General features: G+C 55.8%; 11 protein-coding genes and 1 pseudogene. 6 read left to right on the forward strand and 6 right to left on the reverse strand.

Going from position 1 to position 16,580, the window contains the following annotated elements; all coding sequences use genetic code 11:
- Positions 1-23: 23 nt before the first annotated feature.
- Entirely contained in the window at positions 24-1,811 is a 1,788-nt protein-coding gene (locus tag REH59_RS13435; protein ID WP_014859174.1) for a thiamine pyrophosphate-requiring protein, read from the reverse strand.
- A 147-nt stretch (positions 1,812-1,958) separates the two neighbouring features.
- Between REH59_RS13435 and REH59_RS13440 the strand changes: the two genes are divergently transcribed.
- A complete protein-coding gene (locus REH59_RS13440; protein ID WP_014859173.1) occupies positions 1,959-2,483 on the forward strand; it encodes a cupin domain-containing protein in 525 nt (174 codons plus the stop codon).
- A 41-nt stretch (positions 2,484-2,524) separates the two neighbouring features.
- On the opposite strand, the gene REH59_RS13445 is transcribed toward REH59_RS13440, so the two are convergent.
- Positions 2,525-2,905 carry a hypothetical protein gene (locus REH59_RS13445; protein WP_024086911.1) on the reverse strand — a complete coding sequence of 127 codons (381 nt, stop codon included), beginning with the start codon at positions 2,903-2,905 and terminating at the stop codon, positions 2,525-2,527.
- 762 nt (positions 2,906-3,667) lie between these two features.
- Between REH59_RS13445 and REH59_RS13450 the strand changes: the two genes are divergently transcribed.
- Together REH59_RS13450 and REH59_RS13455 are read left to right on the forward strand one after the other, a co-directional pair.
- Positions 3,668-4,021, forward strand: coding sequence for a hypothetical protein (locus REH59_RS13450; protein ID WP_080676042.1), 354 nt, complete (start codon positions 3,668-3,670; stop codon positions 4,019-4,021).
- Positions 4,022-4,667: 646 nt separating this feature from the next.
- Complete coding sequence (locus REH59_RS13455; protein WP_024086912.1) at positions 4,668-4,958, forward strand: hypothetical protein; 291 nt, start codon at positions 4,668-4,670, stop codon at positions 4,956-4,958.
- Between the two features lie 85 nt (positions 4,959-5,043).
- Here the strand turns inward: REH59_RS13455 and REH59_RS13460 are convergent.
- The 3 genes and pseudogenes from REH59_RS13460 to REH59_RS13470 form a co-directional block, all read right to left on the reverse strand.
- Positions 5,044-5,169 (reverse strand): annotated as a pseudogene (locus REH59_RS13460) (effector protein); the annotation flags it as partial.
- Between the two features lie 62 nt (positions 5,170-5,231).
- Complete coding sequence (locus REH59_RS13465) at positions 5,232-5,447, reverse strand: hypothetical protein (RefSeq protein ID WP_080676043.1); 216 nt, start codon at positions 5,445-5,447, stop codon at positions 5,232-5,234.
- A 667-nt stretch (positions 5,448-6,114) separates the two neighbouring features.
- Positions 6,115-7,095, reverse strand: a complete 981-nt coding sequence (locus REH59_RS13470) for an IS5-like element ISPa41 family transposase (RefSeq protein WP_003117291.1) — start codon at positions 7,093-7,095, stop codon at positions 6,115-6,117.
- Between the two features lie 1,768 nt (positions 7,096-8,863).
- Between REH59_RS13470 and REH59_RS13475 the strand changes: the two genes are divergently transcribed.
- Genes REH59_RS13475 through REH59_RS13485 form a run of 3 tightly spaced genes read left to right on the forward strand, consistent with a single transcriptional unit; the run spans position 8,864 to position 14,589 of the window.
- Positions 8,864-11,248, forward strand: coding sequence for an ABC-three component system protein (locus REH59_RS13475; RefSeq protein WP_014861263.1), 2,385 nt, complete (start codon positions 8,864-8,866; stop codon positions 11,246-11,248).
- Positions 11,238-11,807 carry a hypothetical protein gene (locus REH59_RS13480; protein ID WP_012052680.1) on the forward strand — a complete coding sequence of 190 codons (570 nt, stop codon included), beginning with the start codon at positions 11,238-11,240 and terminating at the stop codon, positions 11,805-11,807. The genes REH59_RS13475 and REH59_RS13480 overlap by 11 nt, the downstream gene beginning before the upstream one ends.
- Positions 11,800-14,589, forward strand: a complete 2,790-nt coding sequence (locus REH59_RS13485) for an AAA family ATPase (RefSeq protein WP_012052679.1) — start codon at positions 11,800-11,802, stop codon at positions 14,587-14,589. The genes REH59_RS13480 and REH59_RS13485 overlap by 8 nt, the downstream gene beginning before the upstream one ends.
- Before the next feature lie 87 nt (positions 14,590-14,676).
- Here the strand turns inward: REH59_RS13485 and mobH are convergent, their stop codons facing one another.
- Positions 14,677-16,389 (reverse strand): MobH family relaxase, encoded by a 1,713-nt coding sequence (gene mobH / locus REH59_RS13490; protein ID WP_014861265.1) that lies wholly within the window; start codon positions 16,387-16,389, stop codon positions 14,677-14,679.
- Positions 16,390-16,580: the final 191 nt, after the last annotated feature.

The following is a 16,580-nucleotide window of genomic DNA, read 5'->3' on the forward strand; positions in this document are numbered from 1 at the left end:
CAGCCGGCTCGCCGAGGTGCCGATCACTTCTTGCCAGGCAGCACCGAGCTGAGCACCTGCTTGGCTGTCTGCACGATGATGCCCGCTTGGTCGGGGTCGCCCTTTAGCAAGGTACTGGCAAACTTCTTCGCCTGCTCCAGCTTGATGTGGGGTGGCAGAGGCGGCACGTTCGGGTCGGTCTTGAACTCGATCAGTACTGGCCGATCAGCAGCCAGCGCGCGCTCCCACGCAGCGGCAACGTCCTCTTCGCGATCTACGTAGATACCTTGCAGGCCAATGGAAATGGCGAACAGGTGGTAGGGCACGTCAGGGATCGACTGCGAAGCTTCGAACTTGGGGTCACCCTCCATCACCCGTTGCTCCCACGTTACCTGGTTAAGGTCCTCATTGTTGAACACGGCACAGATCCATTGTGGGTTGTCCCACTGCTGCCAGTATTTGGCCACGGTGATCAGTTCGGCGAGGTTGTTCATCTGCATCGCCCCATCGCCCACCAAGGCAACCACAGCCCGTTGCGGATGGGCGAATTTGGCTGCAATCGCATAGGGCACAGCTGCGCCCATGCAAGCCAGGCCACCGGACAGCGAACACTGCATACCCTGGCGAATTTGCAGGTCGCGGGCAAACCAGTTGGCACAGGAGCCAGAGTCGCTGGTGATGATGGCGTGGTCGGGCAGGCGAGGGGACAGCTCATGGACCACGCGTTGCGGGTTGATCGGGTCGGCCTTGACCAGCGCGCGCTTGGCCACGGTCTTGTCCCACTGCGCACGCCAGGTCTCTACCTTGTCGCGCCAGCGCCGGTCGGTCTTGTGCTCAAGCAACGGCAACAGTGCGCGCAATGTTTCGCTGGCATCGCCGACCAGGTTGACCTCCATCGGGTAGCGCAGGCTGAGCATGTCGGGTTGCAGGTCGATCTGCACGCCCCGTGCCTGGCCTTCCTTGGGCAGAAACTCGGAATAGGGGAAGCCGGAGCCGATCATCAGCAAGGTGTCGCATTCGGTCATCAGCTGATAACTGGGTTCGGTGCCGAGCAGGCCGATCGACCCGGTGACCCACGGCAGATCATCCGGTAGCACAGCCTTGCCCAGCAACGCTTTGGCCACGCCAGCGCCGAGTTGTTCGGCGACCGCCATTACCTGCTCAGTCGCCTGCAGGGCGCCGGCACCCACCAGTATCGCCACTTTGCGCCCGGCGTTGAGTACAGCGGCGGCGCGCTGCAGGTCTTCGTCGAACGGCAACACCCTCGGCTTGCTGTAGCCGATGCCTGAATGCACCGTACCGTGAGCCCTCGGGGGGGCGTTGTAGGGCAGGTCCTGCAAGTCGTTGGGCAGAATAACAGCGGTGACCCGGCGTTCGCCCACGGCCGTACGCACCGCACGATCGAGCAGGTGGCGCACCTGCTCCGGCGTAGAGGCCTGCTGGACGAACGCGCCGGCGACATCCTTGAACATCGACAGCAGGTCCAACTCCTGCTGGTAGTGGCCGCCCAGTGCTGCACGGGCCTGTTGACCGACGATGGCCAGCACTGGCTGATGGTCCATGCGTGCATCGTACAGCCCGGTCAGCAAGTGCGAAGCGCCCGGGCCGGAGGTCGCGATGCAAACACCGAGCTCGCCGGTGAACTTGGCATGGGCGCTGGCCATGAAGGCGGCCATTTCCTCATGGCGGGCCTGGATGAATTCAATCTTGCCGTTGGCCCGGCTCAGCGCGCCGAACACGCCATTGATGCCGTCGCCGGGGTAACCGAAAATGCGCCGTACGCCCCATTGATACAAACGCTCCACCAGAAAGTCGCCTACCGTGCCGGTCATTGCCTGCTCCCGTTCTGTTATCGATAGGGTTCTGGACTTGGCACGTGTCAGGAAAGTTTCAACAGTCTGTGCACCCGTCTGCCGGCTGGAACCTGACAACAGCCGACGGGTTCGAAGTTGAACCGATAACCCCTCAGGGAGCGCATCATGACGCGCATGAATACACAAGATGCCAGCGTGCGGGCCTTGTATTTCGAAGACGATGGCGCGACGCCGAACAGCCGTTTTCCCGTACTGCTCTACCGGTTGAAGCTTGATCTGTCGGGGGACAATGCCAGCGCATTCGAAGCGATGTTTGCGGCTCACCAATGGACCCCGCTCTGGCGCTCAGGGATCTTCGACTATCACCACTTTCACCCTAACGCTCACGAGGCGCTCGGCATTGCCTGTGGGCGGGCGCGATTGACGCTTGGCGGTGAATACGGGCAGAGCGTGAGCGTGGAGCGGGGTGATGTGCTGGTGCTGCCAGCGGGCACGGGCCATCGCTGCATCGAGTGCAGCGATAACTTCCTGGTGGTCGGCGCCTATCCTCATGGGCAGGAAGACTACGACATTCAGCGGCCCGACAGAGCAGCGCACCCGCGCAATCTCGCGCGCATCGCCCAGGTGCCATGCCCTGAACAAGACCCGGTCTGCGGTATTCGGGGCATGTTGATGACGCAATGGCGTTGAGTGTGAGTTAGTGAGCCTTACGCTGCGCCGACCTTCTCCGATCACCCCTGTTTTTGCAGGGCTTCGACCAACTGAGCTTTGTTCATGCTCGAGCGCCCCTTGATGTCTTTGCTGCGCGCCTCCTTCATAAGGCTTTCCTTGCTTTGCGATTCCAGCGACGTGTGCGAAGTGCGTGAATGCCCCTTGCGAGACTCAGCGGCGCGTTTGGCTGAATCAGTGCGTGCGGTCTTCTTCTCGCGCGATGGCGTTCTGCTGCCCGATCCCCCCGGCTTTTCACCGCCACCGGATTGTTTGTTCACGGTGGCCCAGGCGCGCGCTTCGGCTTCGTCCTTGCCCACGCCCTTGTCCTCGTACGATTGCTCGATGTGCTCGGCCTTGCGTTTCTGCTTGTCCGTATATGTGTCCTTGTCACCGCGTGGCATGGCATTCACTCCTGAGTGTGTTTCTTGAACAATGGCGAAACTGAAGCGCTGGGCCATGGACGGGAGATCCTCCGCCATTTGGCCATTCCACCTAGCTGCCCGATCCTGAACCTGATCCACTACCGGTTGAGCCACCACTACCATTCGCCGGACCTGCACCGCTACCATCCCCCCCATTATCGCCGGAGCCCGAGTCAGTATCGGTGCCATCACCTCCCGTGTTGTCCGTTCCATTGTCATGGGTACCGCCATTACCCGTACCCATTCCATCGGCTGGTGTTCCAGAGCCTGTCGCATCGCCTTGGCCGTTCATGGACCCATTGCTGTGAGGTTGCGTGCCCGGGGCGCGCTGATCGTTCAGGTCTGTGGCGGCCAGGGCAAGTGGCGCCGCGCAACCCAAGCACATTGCGAGCAGCAACGCGCACGGTTTCTCTGCTTTCATGGTGAAACTCCCTCTCTGGTTGTTCACCCTGTGTTCGGCCTGCTGTTTACCGAAGGGTGCCCGCAGAGCGACGGAAGGTTTTGATGCAAAAAGGCCGGCTGTCACGGTCTGGCCGATCGCGATCGAGGGCATTGGGAGGATCAAGAGCGCTTACCTGTCGAAGTGGATGAACCGACGCCCTTTTCTGAGGAAAGGCGTTCAACCGAAGGTCCGGCTTCGACAGGCTGCTACGCCACTCGTCTAGCTGCAGGCACTCTCAAGCATCGCCCGCTTCTCAAGTTTAGGTGCAGATACCATCTGCCTCTGAACGGAGAAAGGACATGGTCATTGATGACAATGCTCCCGGTGAGGTATCGCAGCAGGTCATCTGCGATAAACACGGTGATGAAACATCGCAGCGTCACGGGACCAAAGAGGTTGAGGTCCCATTGCCGCCTGAGGATGAGTCACCCGTAGAAGAAGAGATGGATGATGTGGATGCAAAGAACTCAGTATCCAGTGAACACCCAAACCCTAGCGGTGCGAGTAGTCGGCGGGATGTGCGCCGGGATAGTCAACTAAAGGAAGGGGCTCCCATACCTGATGATCCGGGTACCAACCCGGGTCTTGGCAATGACAAGGAAAGCCAGCGTTCCCCTGGAGTTCCGGCGAGCGACCCTGAATCAGGGGCGTAGCATGCCTGGAAATTCCGGGAAGCCAACCTCCCCGCTGATTGCGGGCGTGGGACCCTCGCTACGCTGATTCCAGCCACGCAAGGTATTTTTTGTCGGTCAGGTCGAGGACGAGATGCCAAATCAAAACAAGGATCAAGCCGAGCAGTTGGTGGCTGAGGTGCTCGCTGCGGCCTGCCTGGCCATCGAAAATGATGCAGGCTCAGCGAATGATCGCAATGTTATACGACATTTACTGCGTTGTGCCTTTGAAGCACTTCGCTCTCGGCACATCTCAGTGCACAGTCAAGTGGGAGTGCTGGAGTTCCAGCTTCCGAGCGACAGGGTAGCTATCGCAGATCCGGGCGCCGATTGGAGAGTTGTGATGAGGAAGCGCGGACGGCAAGTCGTGCTGGATCGGGCTCGCCTTCAATCTCATTGTGCATTCATGACCATGGGCCGCTGGTGCAGATCAGCGCTGAGAAGCAATCTTCAAAGGGCCTTTAGAATCCTGGGACATCCTGAATTCCGTTGACGCATTTGGAAGACCTCCCACGTCACATCCCGTCACAGTAAGTGTCCATAATCCGCTCGGCGGGGCTGTCTCTTCTGCTTCGCTGCGCTAAGGTGCAGAGACCCATATATAAGACTAAAGTCGTAGGAGGGCGGCATGCGGATACGCGGTGATATTTTCTGGAAATGGGCAGACCCGGCGCTACATCACAGGACGCACGATGAGACCCTGGATGACGGCACCATGATGGATATCCAAGTGCGCCTTTCTCGCACAGGTGACACGCAGATGTTCATAGGCGTGTATGCCGGCACCGGTATGGCACTGCACGAAGAAGCCTTCGACACGCGCCCCGGAGAATCGATGACGCGTGCCTTGGCCTGGGGCGTTTGCCGTGCGAGGTGCCTCGCAACCGAGCGTCACCAGCCTAAACAACGGATTGCTTAAAACATCGCTGGAAACCGTGGGTTGCAGTTTCCGTTCAGCGATCCACGGCTTTATGCGTCCAGGCGGCATAACCCGCTTTGAGAGAGTCGATATTTCGGCAGAGGTCATCGGTACGAATGCTGTATTGGCTACGCCCGAAGGGTGCTTGCAGGTCGGTGCCGATTCGCTCCATGGCCAGCAGCATGCAACCTACCACCGTAAACATGCGAGGCATCAGTAGTGCCTGGATTAGAAGGGTGGTGTTGCAGCCCGGCCGAAGCCGGGCTTTTCAGCTCAACGGCGGTCATCAGAAAGTGGCGTCTGTTCATCCGCTTCCGGAGGCAACCGTTCTTGGTCCTCCCAATCCTCTGGACGATCCAGGCTTGGCTTCCTTAGCGGATCGTACTTCTTAGGGTCATCGGGGTTCAGGGTAGGATTATTCACATCAGGACCAGGCATCGATGGATCTGAGCCTTGCGGTTGATCTTGAAAACTCGAGTCAATAGACATAGGGACCTCTCCGATAGAGTCCAGTTTTTCCGGGCCGTACTCTTTGGAAACTACCTAATTCATCGCGGTGCGCTCGAGCAGATGAATGGGCAACAAAATGCCTTACTCAAGGGGCGGGCCCAACACACTCGGGGAAGAACGATCGGGTGATTGCAACAGCTATCAGTGTTGAACGTCAGCTCTGAGATTGGCTGCTTTTCCACGAAAGATATCTTAGGGTCAATAGCGGACCCTGATGGGCGACCTGCTATCTCCTAAGTGCTAGCACGGGACCATCGAAAGGTACTTCAAATTGCAGTGGGGAGCAGTGCTGCGGCGGGAAGCTAGGTGGAGCACGAAGTTGCCAACGATGTCAGCCTGAGTTCGCGACTGTCTTCCCGCAGTCACAAGCTATCGGGATCCCCGAAAGCGCTGGGCATCTTCGGTTGGGGGCATCCTTTTCAAACCACCAAAAGCATGCCCTCAAATATGCCCCAAATGTAACAATTAGCTGGAAGTAAATGGCAATTTGAGGCTGGAAAAACGCAAAAATGATCCGCTAGGGATGCTCCGATCAACTTGTCGTGCAGCCGCGGCAAGTTGCAATTTTCCAGGCACCTACAGCGTCATTGGACGAAAAGTGACCGAAAAATCATGTACGGAGAGCTTTTTCGACCGGTTCTCCGTGTTAAACGCGAACCTCACCCATACCCATGAGCTGTTTTCGAACCCTCCACAGGTTTGCCAGGGCGAACAGCGTGGTCAACTGAGCCGTGTTTTTCATCAGCCCACGAAAACGTATTTTCACGTAACCAAACTGCCGCTTGATCACGCGAAACGGATGCTCGACCTTGGCCCGTGTCTGAGCCTTGCAGAACTCGATCTTGCGCTTGGCTTTGTACAGTACGCTGCGCTGGTTCAGCTTGGAATAGGTGCTGCGACGCGCTGCAATCTGCCAGATCACCCCCCGATTTTCATGCTCTTCGCGCCTTTCGACACCGGTGTAACCGGCATCTGCATACACGGCGTTTTCTTCGCCATGCAGCAGTTCAGCCACCTGCGTGACATCGGCCACATTGGCAGCGGTGCCATGGACGTGATGCACCAGGCCGGACTCGACATCGGCACCGATGTGCGCCTTCATCCCGAAGAAATACTGACCGCCTTTCTTGGTCTGGTGCATCTCGGGATCACGCTTGCCTTCTTTATTTTTGGTCGAGCTGGGGGCATGAATAATGGTGGCATCGACGATGGTGCCTTGGCGCAGCGACAGGCCTTTTTCCTGCAGATAACCATTGATGACCGCAAGGATTGCCGGTGCGAGCTGATGCTTCTCCAGCAAGTGCCGGAAGTTCATGATCGTGGTGTCTTCGGGGATTGGCGCGCTCAGCGTCAGGCGTGCGAACTGGCGCATGGGCGTGATTTCGTAGAGCGCTTCCTCCATGGCCGGGTCGCTCAGGGAGAACCAGTTCTGCAACAGATGGATGCGCAGCATGGTTTCCAGAGGATAGGGTTTTCTACCGCCGCCGGCCTTGGGGTAGAACGGTTCGATCAGCTCCAGCAGGCCTGCCCAGGGCACCACCTGATCCATTTCGGCGAGGAAGCGCTCTCGGCGGGTTTGCTTGCGCTTGCCGGCGTACTCAAAGTCGGAAAAGCTCATCTGGCTCATGGGCGGCTCGGATCAGGTGTTGCGGGGATTCTCGCATAACTGAAGGCTTGTTCGGAGATTCCCTAACAAGCATGCGCGAAGCCACTAAAGACTCTCAGAGTCGCCAAAGAACATTTGGATAGGGCTCTAGCGCGGGTTTTGCGGGTGGAAAAAGAAGAAATGTACCCCCAAAAATACCCTCGATACCCCAGCTGGATACGCGATCGAGAATGGCGATTTCTGACACGGATCAGGATGGTCGTCGGCGGCTTTTAGTGTACGTCAGACCCGACTCACTAGGAGGTTGCCTGGATGATTGGTTGCCTGGGCAGTGCGCCAAGGGCCTCGTGAGATTTAGCTGCGTCCGTCCTTCGCGGGCCGCTCTATCTATTAAATTGGTCGCCCGGGAAAGCCTGATGCCTGCTTTGCACAAGCTGAAGCTGGCTGGACTGTCGGCCGTGCAGCTCGACAGCGCTTTGGTGTGCAGCCTTCGGACTCGTTGTACCAGCTGATCGAAAAATGCGTCGAACTCTATTCTCAGGGACCGCCCCTTGCATGGGGTGCAAGGGGTCGAATGTTCGAATCACTCCGTCCCGACCAAAATACTCCAGAAAATCCAGTCACTTAGCGGTGACTGGATTTTTTTATGGCTGTTCGTTTTTTGTGGTTAGCAATTTTGCCCCACTTTTTGCCCCACCGAATTTCAGTTGCCCCTTTTTCGAAGATTCTGAGTCGGCAGAAAATTAGGCACTCGCACCTACTCATGCAGAATGGCCTCTAGCCGACAGCGGGGGAGCGACTTGATAGTTCGAATCCCTACGCTTCCGCCATTATTCCTCATTAAAGCCCTGATTATTCAGGGCTTTTTTGTGTCTGATCGGTTTTAGCCCATACCCTAGCCCATACTTTGGGCGCTGGCTTTCATTGGGCTTCCTCGGAATTTTCTGCCCAACGGTTAAGAACCTGCTGCGCCGTGCATTTCCCTTCCCGGGGAAATGAGCCGGCGAACATCAAGGGCTAAGCTTTGGAATCAGGTGCAGGAGGGGGGGGGGTGCGATCATGCAGTCCTTTCAAAAAATCGCAAAACCGACCACATAAGGGGCGCTGGTTTTTTGCGAAAATTTAGTCCTCGGTCTTCTTTATCCAGTGGATTTAGCCGCACGTTTCAGGCTACTGGGCTCATGAGATCCGTAGGTTGGGAGCAGTATTCCAATTCACGCGTAGTGCTGTTGCTATCTGAGGTCCATTTGCTTCTGCTCTTAATGGGCCCCCATAGGTCTACTGTGCAGTTGTCCTGCTGAACTCATACAGCGGGGGGCGGCACAATCTTCCTATGAGCCGAGTCGGCATAGGCCTACTTGAAGTCACGCTGCCTACTTGGCAGCCGTTGAACGCCCGCCCGAAAATCGCGCTTGGTTGATCATTAGCTAGCCAGGGATGTTGTAGGCGGCGCCATACGTACTTGCCATCCTCTTGCACATAACGCTGGCGAAGGCGTGGTGCTTAGTGGCTTTCCGCAGATCGCATGGACTTTAGTGGTTGGCAGCGAACAGGTGGTCCCTTTAAAATGATGTTTTTTTGCTATCAGTGAGATGTGCCCGGTTGCGCTATCGCAGGAGGTCACGCTTTAAGCATACCTGCGCCGCAGGATTTCGTGGAGAAGCGATTAGCCAGCCCTAGCCCTATAGGAAACGGGCTTACCATTCGCTAATGAGTTGCTTGCGAAAGCATCGCTACGTCTCTCCGGCATCTGCTTCCGTGTGGTCGAGTCATTCCTAGGAGCAAGAGTTTGACGACTATTGATGTGCAATTTCATAGCGATGAAGAGGACCGCAAGCTGCGGGAAGAAAACCCAAGTACCCCTGAACTCTTCGCGTTTGACTGCGGCCAGCTGCCTTTCGAGCGAATGGGGGACGCCCATTTTGAGCTTCTCCTGGCAGACCTCTACGCTGCACGAGCAGACGATGGTTCAGAGGACTGGTATGACACTGCCCGCCGCCTAAATGACGGGGCCGATCAGGGGCGCGATGTCATCCTGCTCGAGGATGGCCGTCCGGTTGGCGTCATTCAGTGCAAGCGCTACAACGGCATCGTCTCTCTTCCCATGGTCATTCAGGAAATTTGCAAATTCTTCCTTTATGCGACCATTAAGCCTGGCATCGCCTCCGCTCCAGGTGAGCCATTTCGCTATTACGTTGCAGTATCTGATCGGGCAGCTGGTAAGCTTTTCGAATTCCTGCAAGGGAGCGGCAGGCAACGTTTCGTAGACCTTAGAGCAGAATTCGAAGAGAAGGCGCTAGCCGCTCGCAAAGGATCCGCCACCCTTAGAAAGCATCCTGACCTGAAAGATCTGACACAGGAGCAGCTGTGTGATTTGGTCTGGGCCAGGATCGACAACCTGCAAACCACCCTGCACAAGAAAGATGACCTTTCACGGTTGGTAGGCGCCTATCCTCGCATCAAGTCGACCTATTTCAAGCTTGAGTCCGATTCGGCACAGGTCGTTGGTGAGCTGAAAGCGTTCCTCCAATCACGGAATCTGATGGTGAGTCAGGAGGACGAGGAGCTCATTTCCGGAATCCGGACTGAATACATCAAGTTAAAGCTGGGTCGCAATCAGCGTTTCAATCTGGGGCTGTTGCAAGGCGTAGAGCTTCTGCCTTTCATGCGAACCATGCTCTTGCCCAAGGCAGGCACGCTGTTCAATAACTTTGGCTCGCTTCCCGTGATTTTTACCGGCGGAGCCGAGGCGGCAGATCCGGGCGACTGGGCAGAACTTCACCAGCTTGTCGAAACATACGATAGCCAAGCGGTGGTATTCGTAGGTTGCGGTGGCGTGACTGGGGCTCAGCTTGCTGCCTGGAAAAATTCAGATGACATGATTTGGATTGATCCAGAGTGGGATCCGGCTCCGCTCCAGAACTACAGGGCCGGTTGGTGTTGGGTCAAAGATCCTACACAGGGTATTTTCAACTGCTATGTGCTCGTGGAAAACGAGACAGGCCTGGCTGAGTACGGGCACGGTAAAGTGTCGCTCCGTCTAGCATTTGACGACGTTGTCGTCTGGCCGACCTTGGGTAACGATTTTACGAACCCGATATCCAATGCCAGGTCTCAGTTGCGTCGGATAATGGCTAGCCAAAATGAGGACAGTTCGAAGCGGCCTAATCTTGTCCTCGCATCCATTAGCGTCACCAGCCTCGAAAAAGTATTGACCTCGGCCTCAGATCACTATGGCCAGCGCATACACTCGACAATTGCCACGGCGATTGCCAACAGTAACCGTGTCGAAGCGTGTCCTACAGAGCTGTACAGTGCCACTGGCATCTTTCCAGCGATCGACGTCGAGTTCGCGACCCGACCAACCCCTGCAACCGTTAACCCCTCTGGACGTGTTATGCGTCGGAGCACCAGTGGTGCTCTTACATTCACTCTCGACTGGAATGCAGATGTGACCCTGGCTGCAGTAAAGGCGCATCGCTTGGTTGCGGGGATAGTTACAGACGATATGCATCCGATGTCGCTTGAATTTCATGAGCTCTTCAATCGGTATCCCCCATACCCAGGCTACCTGCCTGCAGTGAAAGCAGAGCTGGATCTGCTCGATACGTTGGTGCAAGGCGCAGGCCTGCCTGACTACTCGGGTTTCACCTACAGAACTTGGTTTGGTGTCAAAGCGGGGGAGGATTTTCCACTGGAGGCGCTCTGCGCATCTGGTGAAAGCGTTATGAGAACCGTCCAGGCACTGAGCTATCTCAATGTACCACCCGCCAGCCAATGGGTCTGCTCGCCCGACCTGCAGGGACATATCCGGCATGACGACCCTGTGCATGGCGAGGTCAACCTTATGGCTTGGGCAAACAGGAACTATCCCGTCAGACAAATGGAAGGTGACCTGTTCGACTGGGCTCGACAGCCGATTGTGCATCCGAGCCTCATCGTCTTCGCGCAGGGTAGGGGGAACGTCGCGGACAAAAAGCCCAGCGATGGGCGTTACGATTACACCAGTCCGCCTGCCCCCAAGGGATCAATCACTGAACCCGCGATTGCAAGAAACGTTTATATGTTCAGTTTGGGCGACATTGAATCGGTGTATGACGACCCGTCAGCTCCTTCACCCAATCAGTTCATGCAAGATATTTTTGTTCGGAAGGGGAAGTTAGATGCTCAATGAATTGACTGAAATCATAGGGCGTCGAGCTGAGGATGCCGGCTTCTCCAGAGCCTCCACTCAGCAGTACTTATCGGGCAGTAATCAGAACTGGCAGGATGGTGCGATAGGGAATGAACTCGGGTATTGGGAGTCGTCCTTCGCCTCTATTTTATTGGTCAACATCACCACTGAGACCGGTGTCGATGCGATGCGCCAGGCCAAGATTGCAGAGACGTTCTTGGATGCCGCGATTGTCCAGCGCGAGCGCTCAGGTCTCGTTATTGACGGCTACCTGGTGATCGCCGCTACCGAGGTGAATGATCAGTTCAAGGCGTTCATCCTTGATATCGAGAGAGATATCAGATTTGTCAGAAAGCATGTTGTTACCCGGGGTGATGAAGGTTGGGAACGCTATGAGCGAATCACTCCGTTAGGCCTGGAGCGTATTGAAGATCAAGGGGGTGCGGTAGTCTTTTCTTCCGAGAATACCGACTATCTTCAGCTTGTAGAGTTACTGGCGGAGGTGGACAGTCAAGAGCTTGCCCAAATTCATGGTAAAGAATGGAATCTCAATGAATAACCTGCCCATCAAATTCCTTGCCGTTACCATCCAGAATTTTCGGGGCATTCCGGATGAGTTGGTGGTGCCGTTGGATGCACCTTTAACCGTCATCCATGCGGCCAACGGCACAGGTAAAAGCACCATTTGTTATGCCTTGGAGTGGTTGGTTACCGGTAAGGTCGATGATCTGAACGGGGCAGCACTGGAATGTCAATGGGGTAAGGGTGCTACTACAGTCTCGGCAAACTGTTTGATTGACGGAAAGCTTCACGTACTTACCCGAACCAATACCTCCCTGTGGATAACCCCCGACGGCGAGAAAAAGAAAAAAATTAACGATGAGTTTCTTCTGGGGATGCTCACGCCTACGTCGGTTTCGGGGAAAAGTACCATCGCATTGCGAAAGGCCAAGCGTGGATGGTTGCGCAATAGTCGGTGGCTTTACTCGAACTCGCTAGCATTGTTGATTGATAATAATAAGGCCGACGAGCGTCAGCAAATCTTCGCTGACATACTTGGTTTTGGTCATCTCACCAGTACCTTGCGAGATCTGCGCGATTACAGGAAGGCACTTCCCAATACGAAAGGGCTAGCGGACAAAGTTTCGGGCGTGAAGGCTGAAATTGAAACGCTCAAAGCCTCCTTGGCCCTTAGTTCTCCGGCCAAGGAGGCCGCGCTAGACAACCTTGAAGCTATTTTTACGGCGTTTCCACCAGCAGTCGAGGGAACCATTCCTGAGCGGCTAGAGGCAGCTCAGCTGCGTGTTAACTCGTTCAGCCAGAAGCAACAGCGAGAAATGGCAGTGCTGAACACCGTGTATCAGCAGTGGACGCCGTACCACGGTTCTTTGCAGCAAATTGAAACTCTTCGTCAGTCAGTTGATGCCCTGACGCAGGAGCAGAAAAAGGCGAGCGAAGATCACAGTGTTCGAGCATCAGAATTGTCCGACGCCCAACAGAAAGTGTCTGACGCTCAGCGGTCATTAAAATGGGCTGATGACAGCCTGCTAACCTTCCATGGGTGGCAAACAGCTACTAGCGCTCAGGGTGTGGGAGGGTATTTTGAGCAGATTGACCGAAGCCAAGCGGAACTTGAGGCGGCGGGTTTTGTAGAGCTGGGATGGAGTTCTGATCGGCAAACGGAGTGGAAAAAGGCAATTGCTCTTCTGTCCGCTAACTTCCAAAAAATTATGGAGCTTGAGCGTCAGAAAAGTGACCTGAAGGCGAATCCTGTAGCGCCTGCTATCGACTTCGACGAAAAGGCACGCCTGGCTGATGCGGCAAAGAATATACGCATTCGAGCAGAAGCAGACTTTGACGCATATACTAACGTTTTGGGTAAGTTAAAGGTTATGGGCAGTGAGTTCGCTCATGCTCATGATGACCCTCACTGTCCGCTCTGTAATTATAATTGGCCCACCACTGCTAGGCTTCGGGAAGAAATATCCTCGAATATGGAAGTGCTTGCACCGGCTCTTGAAGCTGCCTCAAGTGCACTGACGTTGGCTCGTAAAGATGAGCAGGACGCCATTAAAGCCCTGGAGTTAGCTACGTCGCAGAAATCGGCGTATGAAACTTATTTGGCTCGATCTAATTCCGTGTATCAAGAGCTGCAGTCGTTTGCAATCAGGAGTACGTACTTCGAAACGATGAATGTTCAAGACTTCTCCGGAATGAACATGGACGGCCTTGCTAATATGAATCGCAGGGTAACCTCTGCAATTCAAATCAGCGGAATTTTTGAAAAGCTTTCCGAAGTAGAGAAGTTTTTCGCCATTACTCCGGCGAGCGGTGCGGCAACACGGGTATCGAGCGCCGTCGCAAGCTTGGGAAGCTACAAGAAACATTTTCAGGATCAATTCGACCAATACGAGCCGGCGAGAGCTCGCCTCGTTCTGGCTGTACAAGGACTTTTACAGGCCGTTCAGTCCAAGGCAGGCGAGATCGCTGGTCTCAACGCGAACATCGCTGCGGCGGTAGAGATCTCCAGCAGCTTCGATTCCCATTGGCGTGAGCTTTTTGGTGATCAACCCGTGTCAGTAGAGTCCTACGACATCATGCGTCAGCAGCTGGGTCAGCGAGGAATTGATGCAACGACATACACCAGCATGCTTGATCAATGCAAAGCTGTGGTGAGCGTTGATGCCGACTCGGCGAAGTTGAAAAAGCTGGAGCAGGAACTGGTTCAATTGACCAGCAAGCTCAGAATCGGCACAGGCTATATTGCTGATGCAGACCTGGCGATTGAGCAGTATGCCTTGCATGTAAAGGACTTCACTGCCTCTAGCCTGAAGCCCCTGTTGAGTCCTGCAGCTGAGCTGTTTTCCAGGATGCATGCCAACGAGGTCTACAAGGGGCTGGGCGTTTCAGAAGGCGAAGACGCATTGAAATGGACAGTCTTCGCCGAGGGCCATGAGCCTGCATTGGACGCAGAAGGGAAGCTTAGCCAAGGCCAGCGCCAGGATCTGGCATTGTCGCTATACCTAGCCAGGGCTCGGAATACCGGGGGAAGCTTCTTCCTCGATGAGCCAATCGCGCATTTGGATGACCTGAATCGCGTGGCAATGCTGGACATTTTCCGGCTGGTGGCCACCTCGATGCCGGATATGAACTTGATCTTGACCACTGCCAGTGATTCGCTGGCCCGGCACATGGCTCAGAAGTTTTCGAGCATCACCGACCGGCACCTGTTGAACATGATTCATTTGGAGGGGAACCCCCGCACCGGAGTTAAAATGACAGTTCAGGGCAATGCGGCGGTGCCAAATAACCCCGGTCAAACCGAGAGCTTGAGGGAGTAGCCTTAGCGGATCCAAGCCGATGAAGCGTGGTGACCTTTAGGATTTCCTCGTCATAGAGTAGGTTTGCCCTAGCCACGCTCTCAATCTTCAAAACTGTAACTTTAGGAAGGGGTTGTCTGGAGGTGGCGTCAGACCAACGAGATTGACATTTTGCAGGATGTAGCCATTAAGGGATGTGGTTTTCCGCGGGCCTCGTACAGTGCAAGTCCAAATGTTCTGGCTATTGGGCTTTCTCAGATGAGCATCCAGCTTTTCAAATTCGCGTTGAATACGTCGCCAAGGTTCTTTCTGAGCCGCGCCGTCAGGCTGCTCTAGATGCTCGGCTGCGTAACGCTGGAAAATGCCCGGAGTGACCAGGAAAAAAGTGCCATCCACGGTGTGGACCTTTGCTTTGCTGTCGTTGACCAGTAAGCGATGTGTGTGGATTCCGTCGCGCAGCCACTCGAGAAAGGCAAGGCCCACGGAATTCTGAGGTGGCGCAGCGGTTGATTGCAGGCTTCCCGTGCTTGATCCAGTTTCGAGCTCGCCTGGCACTTGCAACATTTCCATCAAATCGTCGAGGTAGTCGAAATCCTGATTCAAAAGCTCGGGGTCGTGCTGTTTTGGTTTCGGGGCTACGTGCGGCCGATCTGGGGCTGACTCGCGGGCTTCATGAGGTGGCAGGGAATCGCCCATCATCGACTCAATCGTTCCGTTGAAGCAGTCTGGCCGAGGTTCATCGGCCCAAATCAGGCTCGGTTTCAGGCGGAGAAAGGTAAAGCGATGCTGCCAGTCCCCGTCTGTGACGGCGGCGCTCCACACCGCTTTCCCTTTATCTGTCTCATCCACCAATCCATGTGATTGCAGTTCATCGAACATGGCGATGTTGGAGGAGGGAATACCGTCCACCGATTGGGCCAACAGGTAGGCACGCAGCCTGTCGGTCGCGGTTTTGCTGACCAACCACAGGTGGTCAACAGTGAGCCAGCCGGCAGCACCGGGCTGGTTGAGCTTGAACTCGTTTTTGACCAGGTGGCGTAGCCCCATGAGCAGGTGATGCTGCAGCGAATGTTTAGGTGCCTGCAGTGCTTTGGTGGGGTTGGCCCCAATGTTCTGTGCCGTGGATACCCGGTCTGCTTGCAGCACCAACTCCCCGAGTGTGCCGGCCTGCTCGTAGTGGTCGGCCAGCAAGGACAGCAATTGTCTCCACAATTCTGGGTAGCTGCTGAGCCAGTCAAGCAGCGTGGGCGTCAAGATCTGCGTATACAGCAGCCCAGCGGCGGCACCGTGCAGTTGGTAATCCCGGTCGGGGACGTAGCGGAAGCGGTAGGGCTGATTCAAAGGGCCGTGCCAGGGGTGCCAGCGGTCACCATTCTGGTACTCCACCTGGAGATCGACGGCGATTTTACCCACGTCATGGAGCAGGGCGCCATAGGCAATGGCGGCGCTCCAGGCATCAGCCTGCGCAGCCTGGTCTTCCGGAGCGGCACCACCGGGGAGCAGGTAGGACTGGCGCAACTTCAGGCTGCATGCCACCAGCTCCAAGCCGTGGTCGAGCATGCCACCTGGGTAGGCATGGTGATGGCTCTCACTGGCCGGTAGTTGCTGTACATAGGTGGCGTAGCGACGAATCGGTTCGAGGTAGAGTTGTTCGAACTGTGGCGGGGAGAGGGCCGTGTACTGCCAGATGCGAGCAAGCAGCTTTTTTCGATGGCTGGCAGCGAGCAGTGATTCCGCCGACAGTGGTTGATGAAAGCCCACGGCGGCGGGGGTGGACTCTTCGGGAAGGCCTTTTTGCGGTTTGAACCACCAGCGTTTCATCGCAGTACCTGTCTTGCGTTCAAAAGGTCCTTTTGCCTTTTCGGATAAGCCTCTTACCCTTGCGCCCCCTTCCATTGACACCATTACCCTTTACCGCCTTGGCCTTTTTCGCGAGTGCGATAATCCGAAGTCTGGCGCGTCGGGTTAGCCGGCCGATCGGCGTGGCCGACCACTTTAGAGTGGGGGTAGAC

Source organism: Pseudomonas sp. BO3-4 (genome assembly GCF_034044115.1).
GTDB classification, from domain to species: Bacteria; Pseudomonadota; Gammaproteobacteria; order Pseudomonadales; family Pseudomonadaceae; genus Aquipseudomonas; species Aquipseudomonas alloputida.

Excerpts from the sequence above, each read along its gene's own strand:
- REH59_RS13450 (WP_080676042.1), top strand. The coding sequence starts at position 3,668 with ATGGTCATTGATGACAATGCTCCCGGTGAGGTATCGCAGCAGGTCATC.
- REH59_RS13480 (WP_012052680.1), top strand. The coding sequence starts at position 11,238 with ATGCTCAATGAATTGACTGAAATCATAGGGCGTCGAGCTGAGGATGCC.
- REH59_RS13445 (WP_024086911.1), bottom strand. The coding sequence starts at position 2,905 with ATGCCACGCGGTGACAAGGACACATATACGGACAAGCAGAAACGCAAG.
- REH59_RS13440 (WP_014859173.1), top strand. The coding sequence starts at position 1,959 with ATGACGCGCATGAATACACAAGATGCCAGCGTGCGGGCCTTGTATTTC.
- REH59_RS13470 (WP_003117291.1), bottom strand. The coding sequence starts at position 7,095 with ATGAGCCAGATGAGCTTTTCCGACTTTGAGTACGCCGGCAAGCGCAAG.
- REH59_RS13465 (WP_080676043.1), bottom strand. The coding sequence starts at position 5,447 with ATGTCTATTGACTCGAGTTTTCAAGATCAACCGCAAGGCTCAGATCCA.
- REH59_RS13485 (WP_012052679.1), top strand. The coding sequence starts at position 11,800 with ATGAATAACCTGCCCATCAAATTCCTTGCCGTTACCATCCAGAATTTT.
- REH59_RS13455 (WP_024086912.1), top strand. The coding sequence starts at position 4,668 with ATGCGGATACGCGGTGATATTTTCTGGAAATGGGCAGACCCGGCGCTA.
- mobH (WP_014861265.1), bottom strand. The coding sequence starts at position 16,389 with ATGAAACGCTGGTGGTTCAAACCGCAAAAAGGCCTTCCCGAAGAGTCC.
- REH59_RS13435 (WP_014859174.1), bottom strand. The coding sequence starts at position 1,811 with ATGACCGGCACGGTAGGCGACTTTCTGGTGGAGCGTTTGTATCAATGG.